The organism is Staphylococcus caprae, assembly GCF_003966625.1.
Lineage (GTDB): Bacteria > Bacillota > Bacilli > Staphylococcales > Staphylococcaceae > Staphylococcus > Staphylococcus caprae.
In genome coordinates this window covers 1,355,110-1,378,252 of the sequence record NZ_AP018587.1, presented here as the reverse complement: position 1 = coordinate 1,378,252, position 23,143 = coordinate 1,355,110, and the positions used below count along the sequence as shown (strand labels likewise).

Sequence of the window (23,143 nt, the reverse complement as noted above, 5' to 3'; positions counted from 1 at the left end):
GGAGGTGTAAAAATTACTTTATTGATTTATCCATTTAAAAATGGATTTAATTGTTCGTCATCCACTGTAGTATAAGGACCATGACCTGGGAATAATGGGAGGTCGCCTTCTAATTCAAATAATTTATCTTTAATAGAGTCGACTAAAGTTTCGTAATCTCCTTTATAAAGATCTGTGCGTCCAATACCATTATTAAATAAAGTGTCGCCTACTACAGCAAATTCATCAAACACATATGATAAACTTCCTGGTGAATGTCCTGGTGTGTGCAATACATTAAATTTAAAACCTTTAATTTCGGCAGGCCCTTCATTAATACTTAAAGGTTTCGCATTGCTAACTACTTGTGGCATACCATATTGTTTGAATTTAGAAGCACCGTTTTTCTCCGGATCCTGTAAAAAATCAAACTCGTCTTCATGCATATATACAGGTACATCATATTTTGTAACTATATCGTCCAATGCACCGATATGATCATAATGTGCATGTGTAAGTAGCACAGCCTTTAAAGGTTTATTTATCTGGTTTAATTTTTTAATAATTTTATCACTTTCACTTGAAGGATCTATTAAAATAACGCTATCATCATTTTCAATGAAATACGTATTTGTATCCACTAAACCAAGAGTTAAATTGGAAATTCTCATTATTTATTCACCACTATTATCTAAATGTTTTTGAACAGATTTAAGTTTATCATTCATTTTTCTAGATTTATCACGACGGTCGTCGATACGTATATTCGTACAAACTCTGTCTAAACCTTTATCAAAAGGTAATTCATGAATTGCTTGAATGACTTCGAATAAATCTTTTAAGTCACCTTCTATAAGCGTGTTCATTGGTGTAAGTTGATAATCAATTTTACCTTGTTCTTTAAATTCTTTCAGTTTAGTTTGTATTTCTGCGATGTATTTACTTACACTTGGTCCTTCTGTGCCGACTGGAATAACTACAACGTCTACGATTGCCATTATTTTACACCTTCTTTATCTAGAACATAAGTCTTAATTAACCCCGCAGCTCCAGTGATACCTGCATCATTTCCGAGTTTTGCTTGAACGATTTCGGTTTCAAATTGAGCTGGAGTAAATGTTAGATTGTTATATTCTGTTTTGATATTTTCAATTAAAATCGGTCCTGCAGTAGACATGCCACCACCTAAGACAATGTATTTAGGATTGCTTGTAACACTAATAATACTGCATAAATAACCAATGTAATTAGCTACCTTTTCAGTGATAAATATACAGAATTGATCTCCTGCTTTAGCGGCATCAAAAACAGCTTTAGCAGTAACATTATTATCCTTAATTAATTGTAAAATTGATGATTTAAAAGTAAGTTTAGGATAATAGAAATTCACTAAATTAACGACACCAGTTGCAGAAGCTACTGTTTCAATACATCCCGATTTTCCACAATTACATTTAAAGCGTTGATCGAAGTCTGCTCTCATATGACCGATTTCAGCGCCTGATCCATTATGACCGTGAACAATCTCTCCATTAGATATGATACCACCACCAAGACCAGTTCCTAAAGTAATTGCAACAACATCATCAGCACCCTCGCCGGCACCTTTATGCTTTTCACCTAAAGCGGCAACATTTGCATCATTATCCACATAAACGGGGCAGTCTACATATTTTTGGAAAACCTCTCTCACATTTACATTTCCAGGCCAATGTAAATTTACAGCACCATTTACAACACCGGTTTCAAAGTTAACAGGTCCAGGTACACCAATTCCTACACCCTGAACATCTTCAAAATTGAAATTAAACTCTTGTACTTTTTGAACAAAAGAATCATAAATGTTTTTTAATAATAATTCACCAGTATGATCGCTAGTATCTGTATGAATTGACCATTTATGTAATTGTTCTAGTTGTGTATCGAAAATTCCCAATTTACAAGTAGTACCACCGATGTCGGCCGCTAAAATAATATTTGTCATTTATGTTCATTCCTTCTCTGATTAATTATCAAAATACATTTTAGATATTCATCTTTAGATAATAACTGATAGTTATATAAAGACTTTATTTCTTGTAACATCATTTCATGCATATCCTCAGGATCTTTAAAATAAATGATGAAACCATATTTCTTAAGTAACTGTAAAACATCATAAAAATTATTTATCTTTCGAGTCACTAGATTCACTCAACTCTTTTTGTAAGTTTTTGTAGTTAGTATTACTAGGGTCGCTTTTTACTGCCTTTTTCACATATTTTAATGCTTTCTTATTATCACTAAGAGAGCGATTAGCTATTGCTAATTCATAATTGAGTATGCCTGAATTGGGATAACTTTTTAAACCTCTTTCCCATTCTGCTATCGCTTCTGATTGTGAACTTTCAGTCGCTGTGATTAGTCCGCTTAAATAATATGTTTCATCGTCAGCATATTTTTTATTTAAAGTTTGAGTAACCACACTTTTAGCTTCGCTATAGTTGCCAGCTAACATTTGATCTTTTATGAGTTTGTCATAAATATTATCTTCTTTAATCGTAAATATCCTAATTTGCAAAGCAACAAAAATAGTTAATAAAATTATTAAAAATATCCAAAACAACTGACGATTATTTTTAAAATAATATCCAATCAGTGTGATTAATAATCCACCGATAAAGCCGCCTAAATGAGCCATAATATTGATATTAGACATGAAAAGCGACAGACCAACTAGGATAACCAATGCAATGAGTAATTGACCAATAACTTTTTTATCGAAGGTTTTACTTAAATACATTATTGCAAAAATAGCTCCAATTAATCCAAAAATTGCACCACTAGCACCAACGGAAATTGTTGATGTGTTAAAAGAAAGTGATACAAAATTACCAAACAACCCTGAAATAAAGTAAATGATTAACATTCTCCATGAACCCACAATGGATTCAACAATTTTCCCAAAAATAAATAGAGAAAGCATATTCATTAAAATATGTTCAAAATTAAAATGTAAAAACATGGAAGTGATTAAACGATACCATTCTCCATGAACGACATTAAAATGTACAAGTCCACCAACATCTAATAATTTAACATCAGAAAATCTATTAAGATATAAAATCATACATAGCCAGATAACAACATTTATAATAATCAAAAGGTAAGTTGCAGGTGTGAATCTATGCATGTGTTTATCTAAAGGATTATTTGTTAATACTTTTCGTCTATAGTGAGAATAAGTCTTTTTATCATTGTTATTGATAAGCATTTTATGGATGACGAAATTTGGAGTGATTTGTTTTATATCTTCTTCATTTTTGATTATAAAGAAGTTGAGTTTTATAGGATCATTTTCGCTTATTTTTTCTTCAGAAAATTCCCTATCAGTAAAGTAATAAAAATTGTAAGAACTTGGTTTAAACCCAATCTTTTGCGCTAAATCATCTTGATGGTCTAGAATCCTAGATTTATCAAATCTAACTTCTTGAGTCGTACTTACATCTTTTCTAAAAATAACTACTGATTGTTTGCGTTTATGTACCAACCAAATTTCTGCATCATCTTTATCTCGACTTATTACATCGTAGTTTAGATATCTAATCCAGTAATATAAGGTCTTCCAATAAAGTTTCTCAATATTCATTTATTCCTCCACTACATCATTGTTATAAATAATTAATTGATCTACAGGTTGATCGAATGATTCTTTGTCAAATGTAGTAAGTTGAAAATCATATAGCAAGCTAACAGTTTGCGTTTTGTATTGGTTTAAAAATTTATCGTAATAGCCCCCACCATAGCCAATTCGATATCCACTTTTTTCAAAAGCTACACCAGGTACTACTAATAAATCCATATAGTTAGTAAGTTCAGAATCTGAAATAGAATGATAAATACCTTTATCATCTTTTTCGATTTCATTTAGAGATAATAGACGTTTAAAAGTCATCAATCCCTCTTTATAATTTGTTTCTGGAACGTAAACTTTTTTATTTTGTTTAATAGCCGTTTCGATTATTTGATAGGTATCGACCTCGTGAGTCATCGATAAAACAAATCCTATGCTTTCAGCATCTTGATAAGCTTTCGTATTAAATAACTCATTTGCTAACCATAGGTCTGCAACAGCTTTTTTATCTTTGTTAAAACTTTTTAGTTTTTCAATTGTTGCTTGACGTATATGTTTTTTACCCAACATTTTCACCCACTTTGTTCAATTCATATTATAACGTTTATCCATAATGATGTCATTAAGTTGCTATGTATTCGAGTATATAAAAACTACCCACAAAATGAAGATTTTGTGGGTAGTTAGCTAAATTAATTATTTAGTTTCACGGTGTAAAGTTTGTTTATTATCACGTGCACAGTATTTTTTCATTTCAATACGTTCAGGATTGTTTCGTTTGTTTTTAGTTGAGATATAGTTTCTATCTCCACATTCAGTACAAGCTAATGTAACGTTTACGCGCATGATTATTCCTCCTTACCTTTTCTAAATACGACCTTATCATTATACCAATTACAAATGTAATTGCAAAGAATAATTTTTTGATATTACGTATAAACTTATTCCTCATCATCGTCAGAATTACTATCTGAGTCTGAATCATTATTTTGTTGATCGCTTTTAGTTTGCGATGATTTATTGGAATCGTTGTTATCTTTTTTCTCTCTATCCCTAAAGTAATAGTTAATAACGTCTCTTCCTAAATCTCCACCATTTAACCAAGGTGGTGGGACGGGTTGATTGGTATAGACGATTGAGAATGAAAGTTTTGGATCATTAATAGGTGCGTAACCAATATAAGTAGAGTTAACTCTTGGTTCACCATTTTGGAATACCTCAGCTGTACCCGTTTTACCTGCTGATGGTACGACAGTATTTCTAAAGCTGGCATATCCTGTACCATCTTTTTCATTAAACGCCATTTTGAATCCATCTTGAACTTCTTTGATTTCATTTTCAGAGTTATTCACTCTATTAAGAACATTGCCTTTAATTTTACGTTTTAAAGGACCTAATTCATCCTTATTCGTTGATTCGTGAATCGCTAAACCTATGTGCGGTTGGATTCTATAACCATTATTTGCAATTGTTGAAACGTATTGTGACAACTGCAATGGTGTATACGTATCATATTGTCCGATAGATAAATCTAAGTAGTTACCAGGATTATTTGTTAGTGGTTCGATTTGACCTGGTGTTTCATTTGGTAAATCTACACCTGTTTTAACTCCGAGACCAACTTGATTTAGTCCTTTTCGTAACTTTTGACCTGCCGTTGCAATGTCATTAGGTAATGGCATACCAGAATAATAAGGGTCACCTGCTAATTTTAATGCTGTCTTAAACATAAAGACGTTAGAAGAATGCATAAGTGCTTGCTTATCATTAATTGTCACTCGACCATCTTTGTTAAAGTAAGATCGTTTAGTTAGACCGCCTTGGAAGTGTAATGGTTCATCGACCATTGTTTCTCCTACTTTAATGGCATGATTTTGGTAACCAGCTAATAGCGTGCCACCTTTGACAGATGAACCAACTGCATATTGTGCAGTGAAGTTTCCAATATCAAAGTCTTTAAGTTTACCTTGCTTGTCAATTTGCTTACCAGCTATCGCAAGAATGTCACCGTTTTTAGGATTTTGTACTACTATGAGCGCATTATCCATATCTTTGGCGCCTTGACTTCTCAACGTGGAAATTTCTTTTTCCAATAGAGATTCAACTTTCTTCTGTAAGTCAATATCAATGGTTAATTGTAAATCATGACCCCTTTTTCCTGGGTTGACGACTTCAGAGTTGATGACTTTACCAGATTTATCCGTAGTATATTTCATTTGTTTTTTAGTGCCTTTAAGAACATCTTCATATTGATATTCTAAATAAGATTTACCTACTCTGTCGTTTCTTGAATAGCCTTTAGAAAGATATTGTTCTGTCAATTCTTTTGGAATACCTTCTGAAGAAGTTGAAACGCCTCCGAATATACCTCTTAAAGTATCTCCGTATGGATATTTTCTATCCCAGTCCATAGATGTGTTTACTCCAGGTAACTTTGAAAGTTGTTGAGATACAGCAGCGTATTCTTTTTCAGTTACCCCATCATTTTTAATGGTTTGAGGATCTAACGTAGAACCAGCATTCATCTCACGATAAATAGCTAGAATTTGTAAATCTTTTTTACTTAATTCATCTAATTGTTTTTTACCAATTTTATCTCTTTGTTGATTGTCATATTGTTCTTGAGTAATGCTACCATTCTCTAATAATGACTGCTCTTTTTTCATTAAACGTTTTGCTTGTTCCGGATGGATTTGAACCCAGAAATCTTTTTTGTCGCGCTCTGTAATTTTATCCGTGTCCATCTTAATGAGACCAGATAATTTTTTAGCTGTATCAAGCATTTCTTGTTGTGTTGTCTTTCTGTTTCGTGTATATGTAATTGACATCTTTGAAGCATTATCAACAAGGACTTTACCATTTCTATCTAAAATGCGCCCTCTTGGTACTGATTCGTTAACTGTTATGTTTTCATCGTTCTTAATTAATTGTTTGTAATGTGATCCTTGTGCTATTTGCAAATAACCTAACCGTAACACTAGAATTGCGAAGATTAATACTATAAATCCAAATACAAAATTAATCCTCTTGTTCATGGTGTTTCTGGTTTTTTCATCATTTGATTTTTCTTTTAATCTTTTCAGCAAAACAACCTACCTCTATTCAACGTGTCTCATACAAATGATATATGATATTAGATTATTTTTCTATCATTTTGACAAAAAAATAACGGTCTCTCAATTGAGACCGTCAATCTTGTAGCAAAATTATTTTGCTGCTTTATATAATTCGTCAACTTTTTCCCAGTTAACAACATTCCAGAATGCACTGATATAATCTGGACGTTTGTTTTGATATTTAAGGTAATAAGCGTGTTCCCAAACATCTAAACCTAAGATTGGTGTTTTACCTTCAGTTAATGGGTTATCTTGGTTTGGTGTAGTTACGATTTCTAATTGACCGTTGTTTACTACTAACCAAGCCCAACCTGAACCGAAACGAGCTGCTGCTTTGTCAGCGAATTCTTTTTTGAATTCATCTAAAGAGCCCCATTGTTCTTTGATTTTGTCTACAACTTCACCTTTTTCTTCAGAATTAGGTGATAATAATTCCCAGAATAATGAGTGGTTTAAGTGACCGCCACCATTGTTACGTACTGCTGTTTGAATATCAGAAGGTACGCTATCTAAATTTGCAACAATTTCTTCGATTGATTTAGCTTCTAAATCTGTTCCTTCAACTGCTGAGTTTAATTTAGTTACATATGTGTTATGGTGTTTGTCGTGATGAATCTCCATAGTTTGTTTATCGATGTGTGGTTCTAATGCATCATATGCATAAGGTAATTTTGGTAATTCAAAAGCCATAAATAATCATCCTCCTAAATTGTCTGTACAATAATCATAACAAGTAGCTTTTATAGCAACAATGAATATGCTTACAACACATTCAATTCTAACTACCAATTATTTTTATTACATCTTTAATATATCTCAAATCTGTGAAATTTAAACATAGAAATACTTAAAAATTAATCTTTTATTAATAATTCAGACTATCGGCCTATGTTTTGATGATGTAATCTTTTAAAAATAAAACCATCAACTTAAATAGTTGATGGTTAGAAATTATGCTTTACGTTGACATGTTTCGCATACACCATAAACTTCTAATTTATGTGTGTGTATCGCAACGTTAGGTAAAAATTGTTTGATTTGCTCAATTGGACAAAAGTCTATCACCTTTGTGTCTCCACACTGTTCACAAATAAAGTGATGATGGTGGTGATTGGTACAAGCAATTCTAAATTTCATTTCACCTTCTAATTCAGTACTTTCGATAATACCTAAATCTTTAAATAGGTGGAGGTTTCGATAAACTGTATCGAAAGAAATGCCTGGATAGTCTTTATCCATTTTTTGTTGAATATGTTTGGCATTTAGATATTTGTCTTCTTCTACAAATATATCCAACATATCTTTACGCTTATCTGTATATTTAAGTCCATTATCTTTTAAAATTTTAATAGCATCATTTGTATTCATTTGAAATTGCTCCCTTTTTGAACTTAACTTTTAACTTTTGGTAAATCATTGTTATCATCAGCATAATTACTAATAATACTACAATAACACCACCAGGTGAAATGTTCATATAAAATGCTAAAACTAAACCTAATATGACTGCTGATTCACCAAGGACAACACTGAGTGCAATGAGCTGTTTAAACCCTTTAGTTAAACGCATAGAGATGGCAATCGGAAGTGTAATCAATGCACTTACTAACAATATCCCTACAACTCTCATTGAAGCTGAAATCACCATAGCTACAATAATAATAAATAAGAATTGAATCCATTTAGGTATACCAATAACCTTACTATATTCTTCATCAAATGATAGTATGAACAACTCTTTATAAAATAATGTAATAAATAGCACGACGATGATTGTAATAACGATTATTGTAGTTAAATCACTTAAATTAACAGCACTAATAGAGCCAAATAGAAGTCCCACTATCTCTTGATTGAAACCATCTGCTAATGAAATAAAGATCGCACTTAGCGCAATACCGGCACTCATTATAATAGGAATCGCTATTTCTTGATAATTTGAAAACGATGTTCTTAACTTTTCAATTAAAAGTGCTCCAATAACCGCAAAAAGTATCCCGAACCACATTGGGTTAATGAGAGACAAAGCTGGTATTACTGTGAGTATAAACATTCCAAATGAAATACCCCCTAAAGTGACATGACTGAGAGCATCAGCTATAAGTGATAACCTTCTTACAACTATAAAAGCACCTATTAAAGGTGCGATAAACCCTATTAAAATGCCGCTAATCAGAGAGTACCTCATAAAATCAAAATTTAATAACGCGTCTATCACAAGTTACACTCCTTAATATTTAATTTCATGAGCTTTTTTCCTCATCGTTATTGCAACACGCTCTGTTATGTTGATGATCAACGAATTGAATTGGATGACCATAGATTTTAGATATTTCTACTTCATCTAATGATTTAAAATCTTCTGTTGTGCCATGAAAATGAAGATGTTTGTTCAGACATGCAACCTCCGTAGCTGTATCTGCAACTACTCCAATATCATGTGTCACCAGAATAATCGTGATACCTTCTTTTTTGAGCCTATCTAATGTTTCGTAAAACTCGTTCACATGTTTCGCATCAATACCATTGGTTGGCTCGTCTAAAACTAATACACTCGGATTTGAAATCAGTGCCCTAGCAATTAATACACGTTGCTGTTGGCCTCCTGATAATTCGGCAATATTTTTATTGATTAAGTGAGAAATGTTTAATCGTTTTAATACATCTTCCACTTTTTTATTATCACTTTTATTAAATTTCTGGAAAAGTTTCTTTGTCTTAGTTAAACCACTTAATACAACTTCTTTTACACTTGCTGGAAAACCTGCATTAAATGCTGTTGCTTTTTGGGAAACATAACTAATTTTTAAAGATGATTTGTTGCCTTTATACAAATGACCCTCAACAAATATTTCTCCTTTTTGTAAAGGTAACAGCCCTAAAATGATTTTAAGTAAAGTTGACTTTCCAGCACCATTTGGACCAACGATGGCAAGAAATTCTCCTTTGTTAATTTTAATATTTATATTTTCTAATACATGCTTATTGTCGAAATAATAATCTATATTTCGTAATTCGAAAACTGGCGTCGTCATGTTTTCACCTCGCATATAACTATACAGCTTTGCAAATGTTATGTAAATAGTAATGTTTACGACTAAATAAAAGAAGCGAGATTGAAATCATTTATCAAATGGTATGATTTCATTATCTCGCTCCGTCGGGTGTTTCCTGTATTAGGAAAAAGCTATTTATTGATTTAAAATTTTATTTTTAAGATCTGAATCAAATTTTTGTGCTTTTAACATTTCGATTTCAAATTTATAAGGTGGTTTTTTATTTTTCTTATCTTCACCAACATAAGGTGTTTCTAAAATTTTAGGAATATCTTTAAATGCATCATGGTGGACAACATAGTTTAAAGCGTCGAAGCCAATATGACCAAAGCCAATATTTTCATGACGGTCTTTATGTGCGCCTATTTCATTTTTACTGTCATTCACATGTACAACTTTAATACGGTCTACGCCTATGATTTTATCAAATTCATTCAATACACCATCGAAGTCTTCTTTGACATTATAACCAGCATCATGTGTATGGCATGTGTCAAAACAAATTGATAAACGATCATTATGTGTCACGCCATCAATTATTTGAGCGATTTCCTCGAATGAGCGACCTACTTCTGAGCCTTTACCGGCCATTGTCTCAAGTGCAATTCGCACATCATTATCGTGTGTTAAGACTTCATTAAGACCTTCGATAATCTTTTTAATACCTACGTCTGCACCAGCGCCTACATGAGAGCCAGGATGTAGTACAATATCTTTTGCACCAATCGCTTGCGTACGTTCAATTTCATTCTGTAAAAAATCTACACCTAAGTTGAATACTTCAGGTTTCGTCGTATTAGCGATGTTAATAATATAGGGTGCATGAACAATAATATTAGATAAACCATATTCTTTCATGGCCTCATGTCCTTTTTCTATATTTAAATCTTCGATGCTTTTTCTTCTCGTATTCTGAGGAGCTCCAGTATATATCATAAATGTAGATTCACCGAATTTATGGGCTTCTTCCGCAGAGCCTTGTAACATCTTTTTACCACTCATTGAAACATGAGAACCTAATAACATGTCATTCACCTATCCTTTATTATTTTTACGTTTTTGTCTATTTTGTCTTTTACTATAAAGTTTTCTCTCTTGACGTTTCATTTTTTCTACTTCTTGCTTAAACTTTTTCTTATAACCTGGTTTAACTTTTCTTTTCGATTTACTTCGAACTTTATGTTTAACTTCGTTTGTTAGATGGTCATCTTTGCGTTGTCTTGTTCGTCTTGTATCATGTGCTTTAATCGGTTTTAGTTCGCCATTTTTAATGTCTACATTTTCAAAATGATAGCCTTTATCTTCGATTAATGAAATATTATGCTCTTCATCAGGACTATAAAGCGTAATTGCTACTCCTTTATAATTACCCCGTCCTGTTCGTCCTACACGATGTGTAAAGAAATCAATATCATTTGGTACATCAAAGTTAATTACGTGACTCACGCCTTCGATATCGATACCTCTTGAAGCAAGATCACTTGCAATCACGTATTGGAAGTCTAAGTTTCTAATACGCTTCATTTGTTGTTTACGTTCTCTAGGTGTTAAGCCCCCGTGAATCATACCAACTTTAATACCTTCATTATTTAAAGAATTTGCAAGTTCGTTTGCATTTTCTCTACTATTACAGAAAATGATACATAAATACGGATTTAACATATCGATAAGACTTAACGTTTTATCGATTTTGGCAGTACCTTTTGTAGGTATAAGATAAAATTCAATGTTTTTCTTATTTTGAGACTTACTATCAACCTCAACGAATTCAGGTTGACTTAAATATTTATTTAAAAATGGTTGCAATGATTTAGGAATAGTTGCACTAAATACTGCAATGTGAGCCTCGTCATCTAATCTTGCTGCGATATAATCTACATCTTCAATTAAACCTAAATCAATCATTAAGTCAGCTTCGTCCACAATTAAATTGCTGGCAAGGTGCGCATGAAGATATCCGCCTTGTGCAAGATCATTAATACGTGTAGGTGTACCAATAATTAATTGGGGTTGTCTATTACAACGTTGTTTATCTTTTTCGATATCAGTACCGCCGATAAACAATTTAACACTTACATCTTGTTTGAATTGACTCAGATGACTAGCCGCTTGAAATAATTGTTGAGCGAGTTCTCGTGTTGGTGCAACGACAATGGCTTGTGGTTCTTGAACATCTACATCAATCTTTTGCATTAAAGGTAATAAGAAAGAATGTGACTTTCCTGTACCTGTTTGTGATTGACCAATCAAGTTAGTACCTTTCAATATTCTAGGGATTATTCTATTTTGTATTTCTGTAGGTTTTTCAAAATTAAGGTCTTGAACCGCTTTAATTAAACTTTCGTCTAAATTAAAATGCTCAAATGGATGTTTTGCCATGATATGGCCTCCTTTAAAGTCTAATAAGCAATATATTATTTATAAGTGAATGGATCGGTGTTAATATCTGAGGCTTCGATAGGTAACTCATCTTTATACTCAAATAGCCAGTCTTCTAGCAACGATTTTAAGCCTTGCTTCATTACAAATTCGCTATAGTGGTTAATATCTAATAAATTAACACCTTGTATTTTAGCATCTAATGCGTCGTGATGTTTAATATCTCCAGTTACAAATACATCAGCACCCAATTTTTGCGCTTCATATTCAAAACCAATTCCTGAACCGCCTATCATGGCAACTTTGTTAATGACTGCATCAGGATGACCCGTATATCTTAAACTATTAATATTTAATTGCTCTTTAGTGTAACTAGAAAACTCATCTAAAGTCATCGTATGTGGAAGTTCACCTATGATACCTAAACCATAATCGCTTCGTTTCTGCAGTTTAATAAAATCATATACGGGCGTTTCATAAGGATGATAATTTATAATTGCCTGTTCGGTGATTTGTTTTTCATTTTCAGAAATCATAAATTCGAGTTTAATCTCATCTACATATTCTATACTATCGAGTTGACCGAGATAAGGATTGGCTTCTCCAACAGGTTTAAATTGTCCCTTTCCTGCGCTTTCAAAGAAACAGTATTCATAGTTTCCTTCTTTAGCTAAGCCGAGTTGATTGAGTTGGTCTTTAAAGTTTTCGACATTTTCTTTAGGGATAAAAGTTTGAACCTTATAATACGTCGTATTTTGTTGGTTAATTAGTTTAATATTATTTAAACCAAGCGTGTCTGCTAGCATCTTATTTACGCCATTTGGATTTACATCTAAATTTGTATGCATTGCGATAAGGTTAATATCGTTTTGAATTAGTTTGCGTATAATCTTGCCGTAACCAGTTTGAACGATATTTTTAATCCCTTTGAAGATAAGTGGATGATGTGCAATGATGGTATTTATATTTTTGTCTATCGCTTGATTGACGACGTCTTCAGTACAATCTAAGGCGGTTAATATACCATTGACTTGTTGGTTTTCATCGCCGATTAGTAATCCGACATTATCCCATGATTCCGCTGTGGAAAATGGTACATGTGTATCTAAAATAGATATGAGTTTACTCAATTTCATTATCTAACACCTCTTGTATGAGATTAATTTCACTTTCAATTTCTTTAAGTCTCTCATGATGTGTTGATGAATTCAATTGTGACTTAATATGATAGAGTGCTTCGAGTTCTCTATTCCACTTTTTATAGAAATAATCATTCTTTTCCTTTAATAAATATGGGCCGAATTTTGATTCTTTTATAGAGAGTGGTTTCAAAGATTGATTAAATTCTGCTACTACAATTTCATAAATATGCCCTTTTTCCTCAAGAATGACCTCATCTATAATTTCATAATTCAGTGACGTTAAGACATTTCTCAAGACTTGTGTTTGAATATTACTTTGTAAGATAAGCCTTGGATGATATGTTAATTTTTCTTGCCCTTCTTTTAAAATTGAAGCAATAAGAGGTCCACCCATGCCGCAAATCGTTATATTATCAATGTTATCAGCATGATTGATAACGGCTAAACCGTCACCTAAGCGGACGTCGATTGATTCATTTAAGTCATTTTCAGCGACATTATTCACCGCAGCCTTATACGGTCCTTTAATGACCTCACCAGCAATTGCACTTGTACATATCTTGTTTTGTATTGCATAGATAGGTAAATAAGCGTGATCTGAACCAATATCAGCTAGTGTTCCTTGCTTTAAAAATGAGCACACACGCAATAATCGTTGATTTAAATTAATCATGTTTAAACTCCTCATATGTATTAAAAAAGAGTGGGATTGAATTCAGTATACTGAAAATTGAATTCATTATCCCACCCTTTCAAGTGTGATGATTCGATTGGGCGAGGTAGAAAACGATGTTTATTCATTCATAGACACTTGCCCAACTTTATTATTTTAATCCATGAAATCTTTAAGTCTCTTACTACGACTAGGATGTCTTAGTTTTCTTAAAGCTTTAGCTTCAATTTGACGAATACGTTCACGTGTAACACCAAATACCTTACCAACCTCTTCAAGTGTTCTTGTACGTCCATCGTCTAAGCCAAATCTTAAACGCAACACGTTTTCTTCTCTATCAGTTAACGTATCAAGCACATCTTCAAGTTGTTCTTTTAATAATTCATATGCGGCATGGTCTGAAGGACTTTGTGCTTCTTGGTCTTCAATGAAATCTCCTAAGTGGCTGTCATCTTCTTCGCCAATAGGTGTTTCAAGAGAAACTGGTTCTTGCGCAATTTTTAAGATTTCACGTACTTTTTCAGGTGGTAAATCCATTTCTTCACCAATTTCTTCTGGTGCAGGGTCACGACCTAAATCTTGTAATAATTGACGTTGAACACGTATTAATTTATTAATCGTTTCAACCATATGGACAGGAATACGGATTGTACGTGCTTGGTCAGCAATCGCTCTTGTAATTGCCTGTCTAATCCACCAAGTTGCATATGTTGAAAATTTAAACCCTTTACTAAAGTCGAATTTTTCAACAGCTTTAATTAAGCCCATGTTACCCTCTTGGATTAAATCTAGGAATAACATACCTCTACCTACATATCTTTTAGCAATACTAACAACTAGACGTAGGTTGGCTTCAGCTAATCGTGATTTTGCGATTTCATCACCTTGTTCAATTTTCTTAGCTAATTCAATTTCTTCTTGAGCACTTAACAGATTGACTCTACCAATCTCTTTAAGGTACATACGGACTGGGTCATTAATTTTGACACCAGGAGGGGCACTTAAATCATTGGGGTTTAATTTTTCATCTGTATCGGAGCTATCTTTTTCATTAACAAGAGTAATATCATTATCATTAAGTTGATCGAAGAAATCATCCATTTGATCAGAATCCATTTCGAAATTCTGTAGTTTTTCAGCAATTTCTTCATGGCTTAAATGACCTTCTTTTTTACCCTTATCAATTAATTGTTTTTTAACATCTTCTAATGTTAAAGTCGGATCAATTGTTTGTTTTTTAATTTTCACTTGGTTATCAGACATGAAAAGGCCTCCCGATTTTAATAAATACTGATAATCTTTCAATAACTATATATTATATCAATTAAATATGATTTGTATATTGTAAATATTGAATTAATCACTTTCAATTAAGCCATTTTAATATTTTATATAGGCACTTCATCAAGATTTTAATTAAAAATCAATCATACATTTAAAAATTGTGACATAGTTTTACTACCCACTCAACCTTATTAGTAACCATTGTTTAGAATGTGTGAATGTTTTCATTATTGTATCGCTTTTATATTATTACGCTTTTCAATTTCACTATATTTACATTCTACTTTTATTCTTATTTACGATAAGTTGTAAATAGTATTTTTGCAATTCTACATCACCTATACGAGATGCTTCTCTTAATTTATGATTCAATGCTTCAATTGACTCTTCGCCACTATTGCTATTAATAATGTGAATGTAGTCCTCTATTTCATTTTCATAAGGTTCATCATTAAGATTATATTGTTCTAGTTCAATGAAAGCCTCTCTTAAATCATTAGATTCAATATATTGCATTACGTCACTTATACTATAATAATCTTGTTCTGAAAAATAGTCATGCAAAATATTAAATATACTCTTAAAATATTTATTTGTAAAGTCATCACTACTAATCTTTTGATAGTAATTTAAGAATGTATCTTTATCTTTCATAAAATGTTTAAGCAGTGCCCTTTCTGCTTTCTCATGCTTCGATAAACGATTAAATAATTGAGTATGTGCCTGTGATGAAGGACCATAAGTACCGTAATCCGCTGGTGGTGCTTGTGGCGTTGCATTTACGCCTACTTCATGTTGAATGGTTTCTGGATTTATTTTGAAAATGTCAGCCACATCGTGTATGAGTTTATTTCGAAGTATTGTTGATTGGACAAGTGAAATGTCATTCGTCGTTTCTTTAAAATATCTTTCGTAAGCTAAGTCATTATTATTGATTTCATCTTGATGTGTTTGAACTTTAAATAAAACGAATGATTTTTTATCTTTTTGAACAAAATTTAAAAATGTGTCATTACCATATTTTCCAATATATTCATCTGGATCCATTCCAGAAGGTAATTGAACGACATACACATTTAAACCTTGTTGTAAAAGCGTTTGTCCAGTTTTCAAAGTAGCCTCTTTACCGGCGAAATCTCCATCAAACATTAATGTGATATTATGTGTTAATTTCTTAAGAAATGTAACATGTTCTTGAGACAATTGTGTCCCCATGCTTGCTACAACTTGTTTTAAACCGGCATAATCTGACTTAATAACATCCATAAATCCTTCGAGTAGAATAATTTCATCATTTTTTCGTATTGATTTACGGGCTTTATCTAAATTATATAAGAGTCTTCGTTTTTGAAAGATAGGCGTTTCTGGACTATTTAAATATTTAGGTTCTTGTCCAGTATATGTTCTTCCTGAATAACCAACAATTCGTCCTTGGGCATTTTTTAAAGGGAACATGATTCTATTTCTGAATCTATCATAATAACTGAAATTCTCTTCGTTACGAGATAACAAACCAGCTTCATAAGCAAGTTCTATATCATAACCCTTTTTCTCTAGAAAGTCATGACAAAAGTGTGAGTTATCTGGAGCGAACCCAATCTCTCTTTCTTTAATTAATTCATCAGTAAACCCACGTTCTCTTAAATAATTTAATGCTTCTTCGCCTTCTACAGTCTTCATTAGAGCATAATGGTAATATTCTTGAATAAGCTCATGCATCTCAATCATTTTCAGATCATCTGAGGCCATTTGAGATTCTTGATTCTGTTGTGTGTTGCCAATATCAACTTGTATATTGACACGTTCACCCAACTCTTTAACTGCTTCTACAAATGGTATATCTTTAATTTCTTGCGTAAATTGGAAAACATTGCCACCCTTTTTACAACCGAAGCAATGACATATTTGTTTATCCTCAGAAACTGTGAAAGAAGGTGTCTTTTCATCATGAAAAGGACACAAACCAATGTAATTGCGCCCTCTTTTTTCAAGTTTTACATATTCACTTACTAAATCTAAAATGTCTGTCTTATCTTTAATTTCATTAATGACCGATTGATCTATACGCAAAGGGAATCACCTATTAAGTATTAGTCATATCATTATATCTTTTTTACTAGGAAAATGAAATCATTTCGATTTACTTTCTTCAATTAAATATATAATATCATTTGCTGTTTCTTCAATAGCTTTATCTGTGACATCAATCACAGGGCAACCTACTTTAGAAACGAGCTCATCAAAGTAATCTAATTCTTCTTGAATACGTGCTTCTGTCGCATATCTAGCAGTATCTCCTAAACCTAGTTGTTTTAATCTTTCTTTACGGATACGATTAAGCTTTTCTTCACTAATTTTTAAAGCAATACATTTAGATGTATCTATTTCAAATAACGCATCTGGAGGTGTGACTTCAGGAACAATTGGAATGTTCATCACTTTATAACTTTTATGTGCCAAATATTGAGATAGCGGTGTTTTAGAAGTTCTTGAAATACCTAACAGTACAATATCTGCCTTAGGTAAACCTTTAGGATCTTTACCGTCATCATATTTAACTGCAAACTCAATTGCGTCAATCTTCTTAAAGTAAGCGTCATCTAGTCGATGTACGATACCTGGTTCGTAATAAGGCGTTTCATCAATTGACTCTGATAATAAATCCATTAATGGTCCCATGATATCAACTGATTTCAAAGAAAATTCTTCTACTTTGGCAAGCATATATTTCTTTATTTCTGGTTTAACTAATGTGTAAACAATGATAGCGCCTGTATCACGCGCAACTTGAATCACCTCATCAACATTCTCAAAAGATTCAATGTAAGGATAGCGAAGGAATTCATGTTTACATTGTTTAGGATTAAACTGGGAAACACCTGCTCTAGCAACTAATTCTGCTGTTTCTCCTATCGAATCTGAGGCTACAATTATCTTTATATTATCCATGTATTTACCACCTATTCTTTAAATAATGATACGAATAATTTAGTTATCGTTGTTTTAGAAATTCGACCAGTGACTTCATATTTGTCATTGTCTTTTTTTCTAACAATGGGGAGTGCGTCAATTTCTTTTTCAATCATTTGATTGGCAGCATAAATGACGAGCTCGCTTTCTTCAAGAAATGTAATATGAGGCATTCGAGTCATATTTACGCTTATCGGCATTGTATGTATATCTTCGCCAATCATTGATGCCCTGAGTAAATCCTTTCTTGAACAAACGCCAATGAAATCATTGTCTTTATTTGTGATAAATAATGTACCTGCATCTTCTAAAAAGATTGTACAAATTGCATCATAAACAGACATTTCCTCTTTTAAAATTACAGGTTGAGACATATAATCTTTAACCACGTATTGTCTTAGTTGTTCATTAATAATTTTATTTTTAGATTTGCCCGAATAGTAATAACCGACTCTAGGTCTTGCTTCAATAAAACCTGACATTGTCAGTATTGCTAAGTCAGGACGTAAAGTAGCGCGAGTGAGATTGAGCTTTTCAGCAATCTGTTCACCCGTGATAGGTCCTTTGGTTTTGACGATATCAATAATTTGTTCCTGTCTTTTACTAAGTTCTATAGGTCCTCACCCCTCTTGAATACTTCTTATTATAACTTTTATTATAAATTGCTACAAATACATAGAAATACTTGCTATTAAAAAATCTTTCAATTAGAATAATGTTGAAGCGAGTTAAGGATGGTGTGAGCTTAACATTGATAAATTGGCGCATGACTAAATGAATGAAATAAAAGCGAGTGTCTACACTAATTTGGGTGGAACCGCGGGTTAAATGTAAGTAAACATTTGTATATCATGTACAAATGACTAAAAATACTTTTAAACTCGTCCCAAGATAATATGACATATTTGATATGTATATTGTCTTGGGGCGTTTTTATGTGTAAGGAGAGTTTTTATGGTAAAAGATATGGAAACAATTGTTCAACTAGCGAAACATAGAGGTTTTGTCTTCCCAGGAAGTGACATCTATGGTGGTTTATCAAATACTTGGGATTACGGTCCTCTAGGTGTGGAACTTAAAAATAATATTAAAAAAGCATGGTGGCAAAAATTTATTACTCAATCACCTTATAATGTGGGTATTGACGCTGCTATCTTAATGAATCCTAAAACTTGGGAGGCATCAGGTCACTTAGGTAACTTTAATGATCCGATGATTGATAATAAAGACAGTAAAATTCGTTATCGTGCAGATAAATTAATTGAAGATTACATGCAAAAAGAAAAAGGCGACGAAAATTTCATTGCTGATGGATTAAGTTTTGATGAAATGAAGAAAATCATTGATGATGAAGGAATTGTTTGTCCAGTAAGTGGTACAGCGAATTGGACTGATATTCGTCAATTCAACTTAATGTTCAAAACATTCCAAGGTGTTACTGAAGATTCTACAAATGAATTATTCTTACGTCCTGAGACAGCACAGGGTATCTTCGTTAACTATAAAAATGTTCAACGTTCAATGCGTAAGAAATTGCCTTTTGGTATTGGCCAAATTGGTAAATCATTCCGTAATGAGATTACACCTGGTAACTTCATTTTCAGAACAAGAGAATTCGAACAAATGGAACTTGAATTCTTCTGTAAACCTGGTGAAGAAATTGAATGGCAAAACTTCTGGAAAACATTTGCAAGTCAATGGTTAAAAGATTTAAATATTAATGAAGAAAATATGCGTTTAAGAGACCATGATGAAGATGAATTATCTCACTACTCTAATGCGACAACTGATATTGAATACAGATTCCCATTTGGTTGGGGAGAACTATGGGGTATCGCAAGTCGTACGGACTTCGACTTACAAAAACATAGTGAACATTCAGGCGAAGACTTCAAATATCATGATCCAGAAACAAACGAGAAATATGTTCCATATTGTATCGAGCCTTCATTAGGTGCGGATCGTGTAACATTAGCTTTCTTATGTGATGCATATGAAGAAGAAGGTGTTGAAGGAAGTAAAGATGCACGTACGGTTATGCACTTCCACCCTGCTTTAGCACCATATAAAGCTGCAGTATTACCTTTAAGTAAGAAATTATCAAGTGAAGCAATTAAAATATTCGAACAATTGAGCCAAAACTTCTCTATTGATTTCGATGAATCACAATCAATTGGTAAACGTTATCGTCGTCAAGATGAAATTGGTACGCCATATTGTATTACATTTGATTTCGATTCACTAGAAGATAATCAAGTCACTGTACGTGATAGAGATTCAATGGAACAAGTACGTATGCCAATTTCAGAATTAGAAACATTCTTAGCTGAAAAAATTAAATTTTAGAATTAAATAATATTTCAAAGATAAATCATTCTTTGTATTTACTCTCTTATCGAGCACATCTTTTGTGTTGCAGATAAGAGAGTTTTTTAAGCATGAAAAATCCACACTGTGCCGCTTTTCTAAATAAAACGGTTTAGTGTGGATTGTTTTCTAGTCTTTTAAGTTGGTTAATTAACTTCTGGCTTTTAAAAAACATGCCGGCATATTCTCTGTAAAGCATAATAATGAGTTCTGACATTTCGTCTAAAATTTCTTGATGAATACTCAGAGAATTCATCTTATTGATAGGTAATTTTTGCAGTATATCTAATAGATAAAGCGAGCGATTTGTTAATTTCAAGGCGTGTGGGTCTTGATATGCTACTTCTTGAGAAATAGCTCCATCAAATTTGAAACTATAGCCCATTAATTTGGATTGGTCATCATTACCTGTTATGACGCAACGATTAAAAGAGGCAGTAAAACCAAATTTTGCCATACATTTCAATAGAACTACGATAGACATCAACTGAGCTGACGTGCCTTCGCTTATTTTCGTAAGTACAAAATGAAGAAGCTCGTAATTATATTTAGATACCTCATTTTCTTCCATTGATCTTTCAATTGTTTCTGCACATAAAGAAGCATAACTACTTTCATACAAATCTAATTGTAATTCATAGTGCTGGTTAATGACATCGACAGAATTTAAAGTTCCCATACCACGCCATTTATTATAAATAAATAAGCCATACACAAACATTTGTGTATGAGCTTGTAAACCAGATTTAACTTTTTTCGCACGTCGAGCCATTAAAGGTATTTTCGCACCATACTCATTTAAAATTGTAATGATTTTATCAGACTCACCATAATCAACCGATTTAATAATGATGCCCTTTTGTTTCATTAACATGATACATTCACCGACTCTCTAATGATCAATCTTGATCTTCAATATAACCAATCTGGCGGATAAAGTTTACTTTATTTCTCCAATCACGTTGCACTTTAACCCATAATTCTAAATAAACTTTAGAACCAAGTAACATTTCTATATCGTGTCGTGCACGTTTTCCAACTTCTTTAAGTTTTTTACCGCCTTTACCAATGACAATACCTTTTTGAGAATCACGCTCAACATATATTGTCGCTTCGATTCTGACTCTGTCTTCGTCTTCTTTTATCATTCGATCAACATTAACGCCAATTGCGTGCGGAATCTCTTCGCTTGTTAAATGTAAAATCTTTTCACGAATAATTTCACTCACTACAAACTGTTCTGGATGATCAGAAATTTGGTCATCTGGATAATATTTTGGTCCTTCAGGTAGATACGATTTTAGCACATCGATAAAGTGATCAACATTTAACCCTTCAAGTGCTGAAATTGGAATAATATCTGTAAAGTCCATGTATTCTTTGTATTGTTCAATCTTTGGCATTAAAGCATCTGGATGCACAAGGTCTATTTTATTTAATACTAAAAAGATGGGTGTTTTAACATTCTTTAACATTTCCATGATATATTCATCACCACGGCCAATATCTTCATTTACATTGACCATGAACATAATGGCATCAATTTCGGAAAGTGTATTTTTAGCCACTCTCATCATATAGTCACCAAGTTTATGTTTTGGTTTGTGAATACCAGGTGTGTCTATAAAGATAATTTGAGCATCATCTCTTGTCATCACACCCTGAATTTTATTGCGCGTAGTTTGAGCTTTATCAGACATGATTGCAATTTTATGTCCTATCACTCTATTTACAAAGGTAGATTTACCAACATTAGGTCTACCAATGATTGAAACAAATCCTGATTTATGTTCTTCTGTCATTAATTTAAATCCTTTCTTGAAAATCCTAATGGTAATAGTTCGCTTACAGTCGATTCTATCATTTCGCCTTTGTGATTAGTCATATATACTGGCATATCGTCATCGCAAAGTTCTTTCAATACTTGTCTACAAGCACCACAAGGAGAGGATGGTTGATCTGCGTCAACCGTCACTGTAATAGATTCGAAATCTCCAGGTCTATAACCTTCTGAAATAGCTGCGACTAAGCTAGAACGTTCTGCACAAATGCCTAAGGAGTATGCCGCATTCTCGACATTTGCACCGTGAAACGTGCGTCCATCTTTGGTTCTTAAATAAGCCCCAACTTTAAAATGACTATAAGGCGCATATGCATTATTTTGTGCCTCCCTAACTTCTTTAAAATAATGCGATTGATAGCTCATTTATTTTCCCCCTAAAATAAACTTAAAATATGTGGTACGAAAACGATTAATCCAATACACATGGCTAAAACGGATACAATTACTACACTAAACGCTGCGATATCTTTGGCATGTTTAGCATATTCATGATATTCAGTAGTAACTAAATCGACCACAAACTCGATTGAAGTGTTAATGGCTTCTAAACTCAATACTAAAGCAATAGCAAGTAATACAAACATCCACTCTGAACGATTAATATGAAATATAAATCCCATTATGATAGCAATAATTCCAGCTAATATATGGAGTAAGAAATTTTGGTCTTTTTTTAAAATGGCTGTAAAACCATCGTAAGCATATTTGAAACGTCTCATTA

General features: G+C 32.6%; 25 protein-coding genes. 1 reads left to right on the top strand and 24 read right to left on the bottom strand.

The genetic code is table 11. The annotated features are described in order from the left end of the window. Positions 1-26: 26 nt before the first annotated feature. The 20 genes from JMUB898_RS06670 to JMUB898_RS06575 all read right to left on the bottom strand — a co-directional run bounded on the left by JMUB898_RS06670 (position 27) and on the right by JMUB898_RS06575 (position 18,826). Positions 27-650, bottom strand: a complete 624-nt coding sequence (locus JMUB898_RS06670; RefSeq protein ID WP_002443090.1) for an MBL fold metallo-hydrolase — start codon at positions 648-650, stop codon at positions 27-29. Between the two features lie 3 nt (positions 651-653). Continuing rightward, on the bottom strand, positions 654-977 hold the full coding sequence (locus JMUB898_RS06665) for an MTH1187 family thiamine-binding protein (RefSeq protein ID WP_002443093.1): 324 nt from the start codon (positions 975-977) through the stop codon (positions 654-656). After that, on the bottom strand, positions 977-1,963 hold the full coding sequence (locus JMUB898_RS06660; protein ID WP_002443095.1) for an ROK family glucokinase: 987 nt from the start codon (positions 1,961-1,963) through the stop codon (positions 977-979). The genes JMUB898_RS06665 and JMUB898_RS06660 overlap by 1 nt, the downstream gene beginning before the upstream one ends. Then, on the bottom strand, positions 1,960-2,163 hold the full coding sequence (locus JMUB898_RS06655) for a YqgQ family protein (RefSeq protein WP_002443096.1): 204 nt from the start codon (positions 2,161-2,163) through the stop codon (positions 1,960-1,962). The genes JMUB898_RS06660 and JMUB898_RS06655 overlap by 4 nt, the downstream gene beginning before the upstream one ends. Next, complete coding sequence (locus JMUB898_RS06650; RefSeq protein ID WP_044466727.1) at positions 2,144-3,607, bottom strand: rhomboid family protein; 1,464 nt, start codon at positions 3,605-3,607, stop codon at positions 2,144-2,146. Before JMUB898_RS06650 ends, JMUB898_RS06655 begins: the two co-directional genes overlap by 20 nt. After that, complete coding sequence (locus tag JMUB898_RS06645) at positions 3,608-4,159, bottom strand: 5-formyltetrahydrofolate cyclo-ligase (RefSeq protein WP_037541560.1); 552 nt, start codon at positions 4,157-4,159, stop codon at positions 3,608-3,610. A gap of 129 nt (positions 4,160-4,288) precedes the next feature. Continuing rightward, the gene (gene rpmG, locus JMUB898_RS06640) at positions 4,289-4,438 is read right to left on the bottom strand and encodes a 50S ribosomal protein L33 (protein WP_002433802.1); all 150 of its coding nucleotides are present in this window, start codon (positions 4,436-4,438) and stop codon (positions 4,289-4,291) included. Positions 4,439-4,533: 95 nt separating this feature from the next. Next, a complete protein-coding gene (locus JMUB898_RS06635; protein WP_044466728.1) occupies positions 4,534-6,678 on the bottom strand; it encodes a peptidoglycan D,D-transpeptidase FtsI family protein in 2,145 nt (714 codons plus the stop codon). Between the two features lie 120 nt (positions 6,679-6,798). Beyond that, positions 6,799-7,398 (bottom strand): superoxide dismutase, encoded by a 600-nt coding sequence (locus JMUB898_RS06630; protein WP_002433778.1) that lies wholly within the window; start codon positions 7,396-7,398, stop codon positions 6,799-6,801. 261 nt (positions 7,399-7,659) lie between these two features. Next, a complete protein-coding gene (locus tag JMUB898_RS06625; RefSeq protein ID WP_002443108.1) occupies positions 7,660-8,076 on the bottom strand; it encodes a Fur family transcriptional regulator in 417 nt (138 codons plus the stop codon). Then, positions 8,063-8,926 (bottom strand): metal ABC transporter permease, encoded by an 864-nt coding sequence (locus tag JMUB898_RS06620; protein ID WP_002443110.1) that lies wholly within the window; start codon positions 8,924-8,926, stop codon positions 8,063-8,065. Before JMUB898_RS06620 ends, JMUB898_RS06625 begins: the two co-directional genes overlap by 14 nt. A 25-nt stretch (positions 8,927-8,951) precedes the next feature. After that, entirely contained in the window at positions 8,952-9,758 is an 807-nt protein-coding gene (locus tag JMUB898_RS06615; RefSeq protein ID WP_002443112.1) for a metal ABC transporter ATP-binding protein, read from the bottom strand. Positions 9,759-9,899: 141 nt separating this feature from the next. Further along, the gene (locus JMUB898_RS06610; RefSeq protein WP_037541480.1) at positions 9,900-10,790 is read right to left on the bottom strand and encodes a deoxyribonuclease IV; all 891 of its coding nucleotides are present in this window, start codon (positions 10,788-10,790) and stop codon (positions 9,900-9,902) included. Positions 10,791-10,799: 9 nt separating this feature from the next. Further along, the gene (locus tag JMUB898_RS06605) at positions 10,800-12,143 is read right to left on the bottom strand and encodes a DEAD/DEAH box helicase (protein ID WP_002443117.1); all 1,344 of its coding nucleotides are present in this window, start codon (positions 12,141-12,143) and stop codon (positions 10,800-10,802) included. Positions 12,144-12,178: 35 nt separating this feature from the next. Then, positions 12,179-13,279: a Nif3-like dinuclear metal center hexameric protein gene (locus JMUB898_RS06600; protein ID WP_002443119.1), complete on the bottom strand. Its 1,101-nt coding sequence runs from the start codon at positions 13,277-13,279 to the stop codon at positions 12,179-12,181. Beyond that, the gene (locus JMUB898_RS06595) at positions 13,266-13,958 is read right to left on the bottom strand and encodes a tRNA (adenine(22)-N(1))-methyltransferase (protein WP_002443122.1); all 693 of its coding nucleotides are present in this window, start codon (positions 13,956-13,958) and stop codon (positions 13,266-13,268) included. Before JMUB898_RS06595 ends, JMUB898_RS06600 begins: the two co-directional genes overlap by 14 nt. Before the next feature lie 156 nt (positions 13,959-14,114). Beyond that, the gene (rpoD, locus tag JMUB898_RS06590; protein WP_002443124.1) at positions 14,115-15,221 is read right to left on the bottom strand and encodes an RNA polymerase sigma factor RpoD; all 1,107 of its coding nucleotides are present in this window, start codon (positions 15,219-15,221) and stop codon (positions 14,115-14,117) included. A 294-nt stretch (positions 15,222-15,515) separates the two neighbouring features. Then, entirely contained in the window at positions 15,516-17,312 is a 1,797-nt protein-coding gene (gene dnaG / locus JMUB898_RS06585; RefSeq protein WP_002443126.1) for a DNA primase, read from the bottom strand. A 60-nt stretch (positions 17,313-17,372) separates the two neighbouring features. Beyond that, positions 17,373-18,191: a pyruvate, water dikinase regulatory protein gene (locus JMUB898_RS06580; RefSeq protein ID WP_002443128.1), complete on the bottom strand. Its 819-nt coding sequence runs from the start codon at positions 18,189-18,191 to the stop codon at positions 17,373-17,375. An 11-nt stretch (positions 18,192-18,202) separates the two neighbouring features. Beyond that, a complete protein-coding gene (locus JMUB898_RS06575) occupies positions 18,203-18,826 on the bottom strand; it encodes a transcriptional regulator CcpN (RefSeq protein ID WP_080981459.1) in 624 nt (207 codons plus the stop codon). A gap of 340 nt (positions 18,827-19,166) precedes the next feature. Between JMUB898_RS06575 and JMUB898_RS06570 the strand changes: the two genes are divergently transcribed. Continuing rightward, entirely contained in the window at positions 19,167-20,558 is a 1,392-nt protein-coding gene (locus tag JMUB898_RS06570; protein ID WP_002443132.1) for a glycine--tRNA ligase, read from the top strand. Between the two features lie 133 nt (positions 20,559-20,691). On the opposite strand, the gene recO is transcribed toward JMUB898_RS06570, so the two are convergent. Genes recO through JMUB898_RS06550 form a run of 4 tightly spaced genes read right to left on the bottom strand, consistent with a single transcriptional unit; the run spans position 20,692 to position 23,141 of the window. Then, complete coding sequence (gene recO / locus JMUB898_RS06565; RefSeq protein WP_161792489.1) at positions 20,692-21,447, bottom strand: DNA repair protein RecO; 756 nt, start codon at positions 21,445-21,447, stop codon at positions 20,692-20,694. Positions 21,448-21,478: 31 nt separating this feature from the next. Continuing rightward, complete coding sequence (gene era / locus JMUB898_RS06560) at positions 21,479-22,381, bottom strand: GTPase Era (RefSeq protein ID WP_002443137.1); 903 nt, start codon at positions 22,379-22,381, stop codon at positions 21,479-21,481. Beyond that, a complete protein-coding gene (cdd, locus tag JMUB898_RS06555; RefSeq protein WP_002443139.1) occupies positions 22,381-22,785 on the bottom strand; it encodes a cytidine deaminase in 405 nt (134 codons plus the stop codon). Before cdd ends, era begins: the two co-directional genes overlap by 1 nt. An 11-nt stretch (positions 22,786-22,796) precedes the next feature. Beyond that, entirely contained in the window at positions 22,797-23,141 is a 345-nt protein-coding gene (locus JMUB898_RS06550) for a diacylglycerol kinase family protein (RefSeq protein ID WP_002443141.1), read from the bottom strand. Between the last annotated feature and the right edge of the window lie 2 nt (positions 23,142-23,143).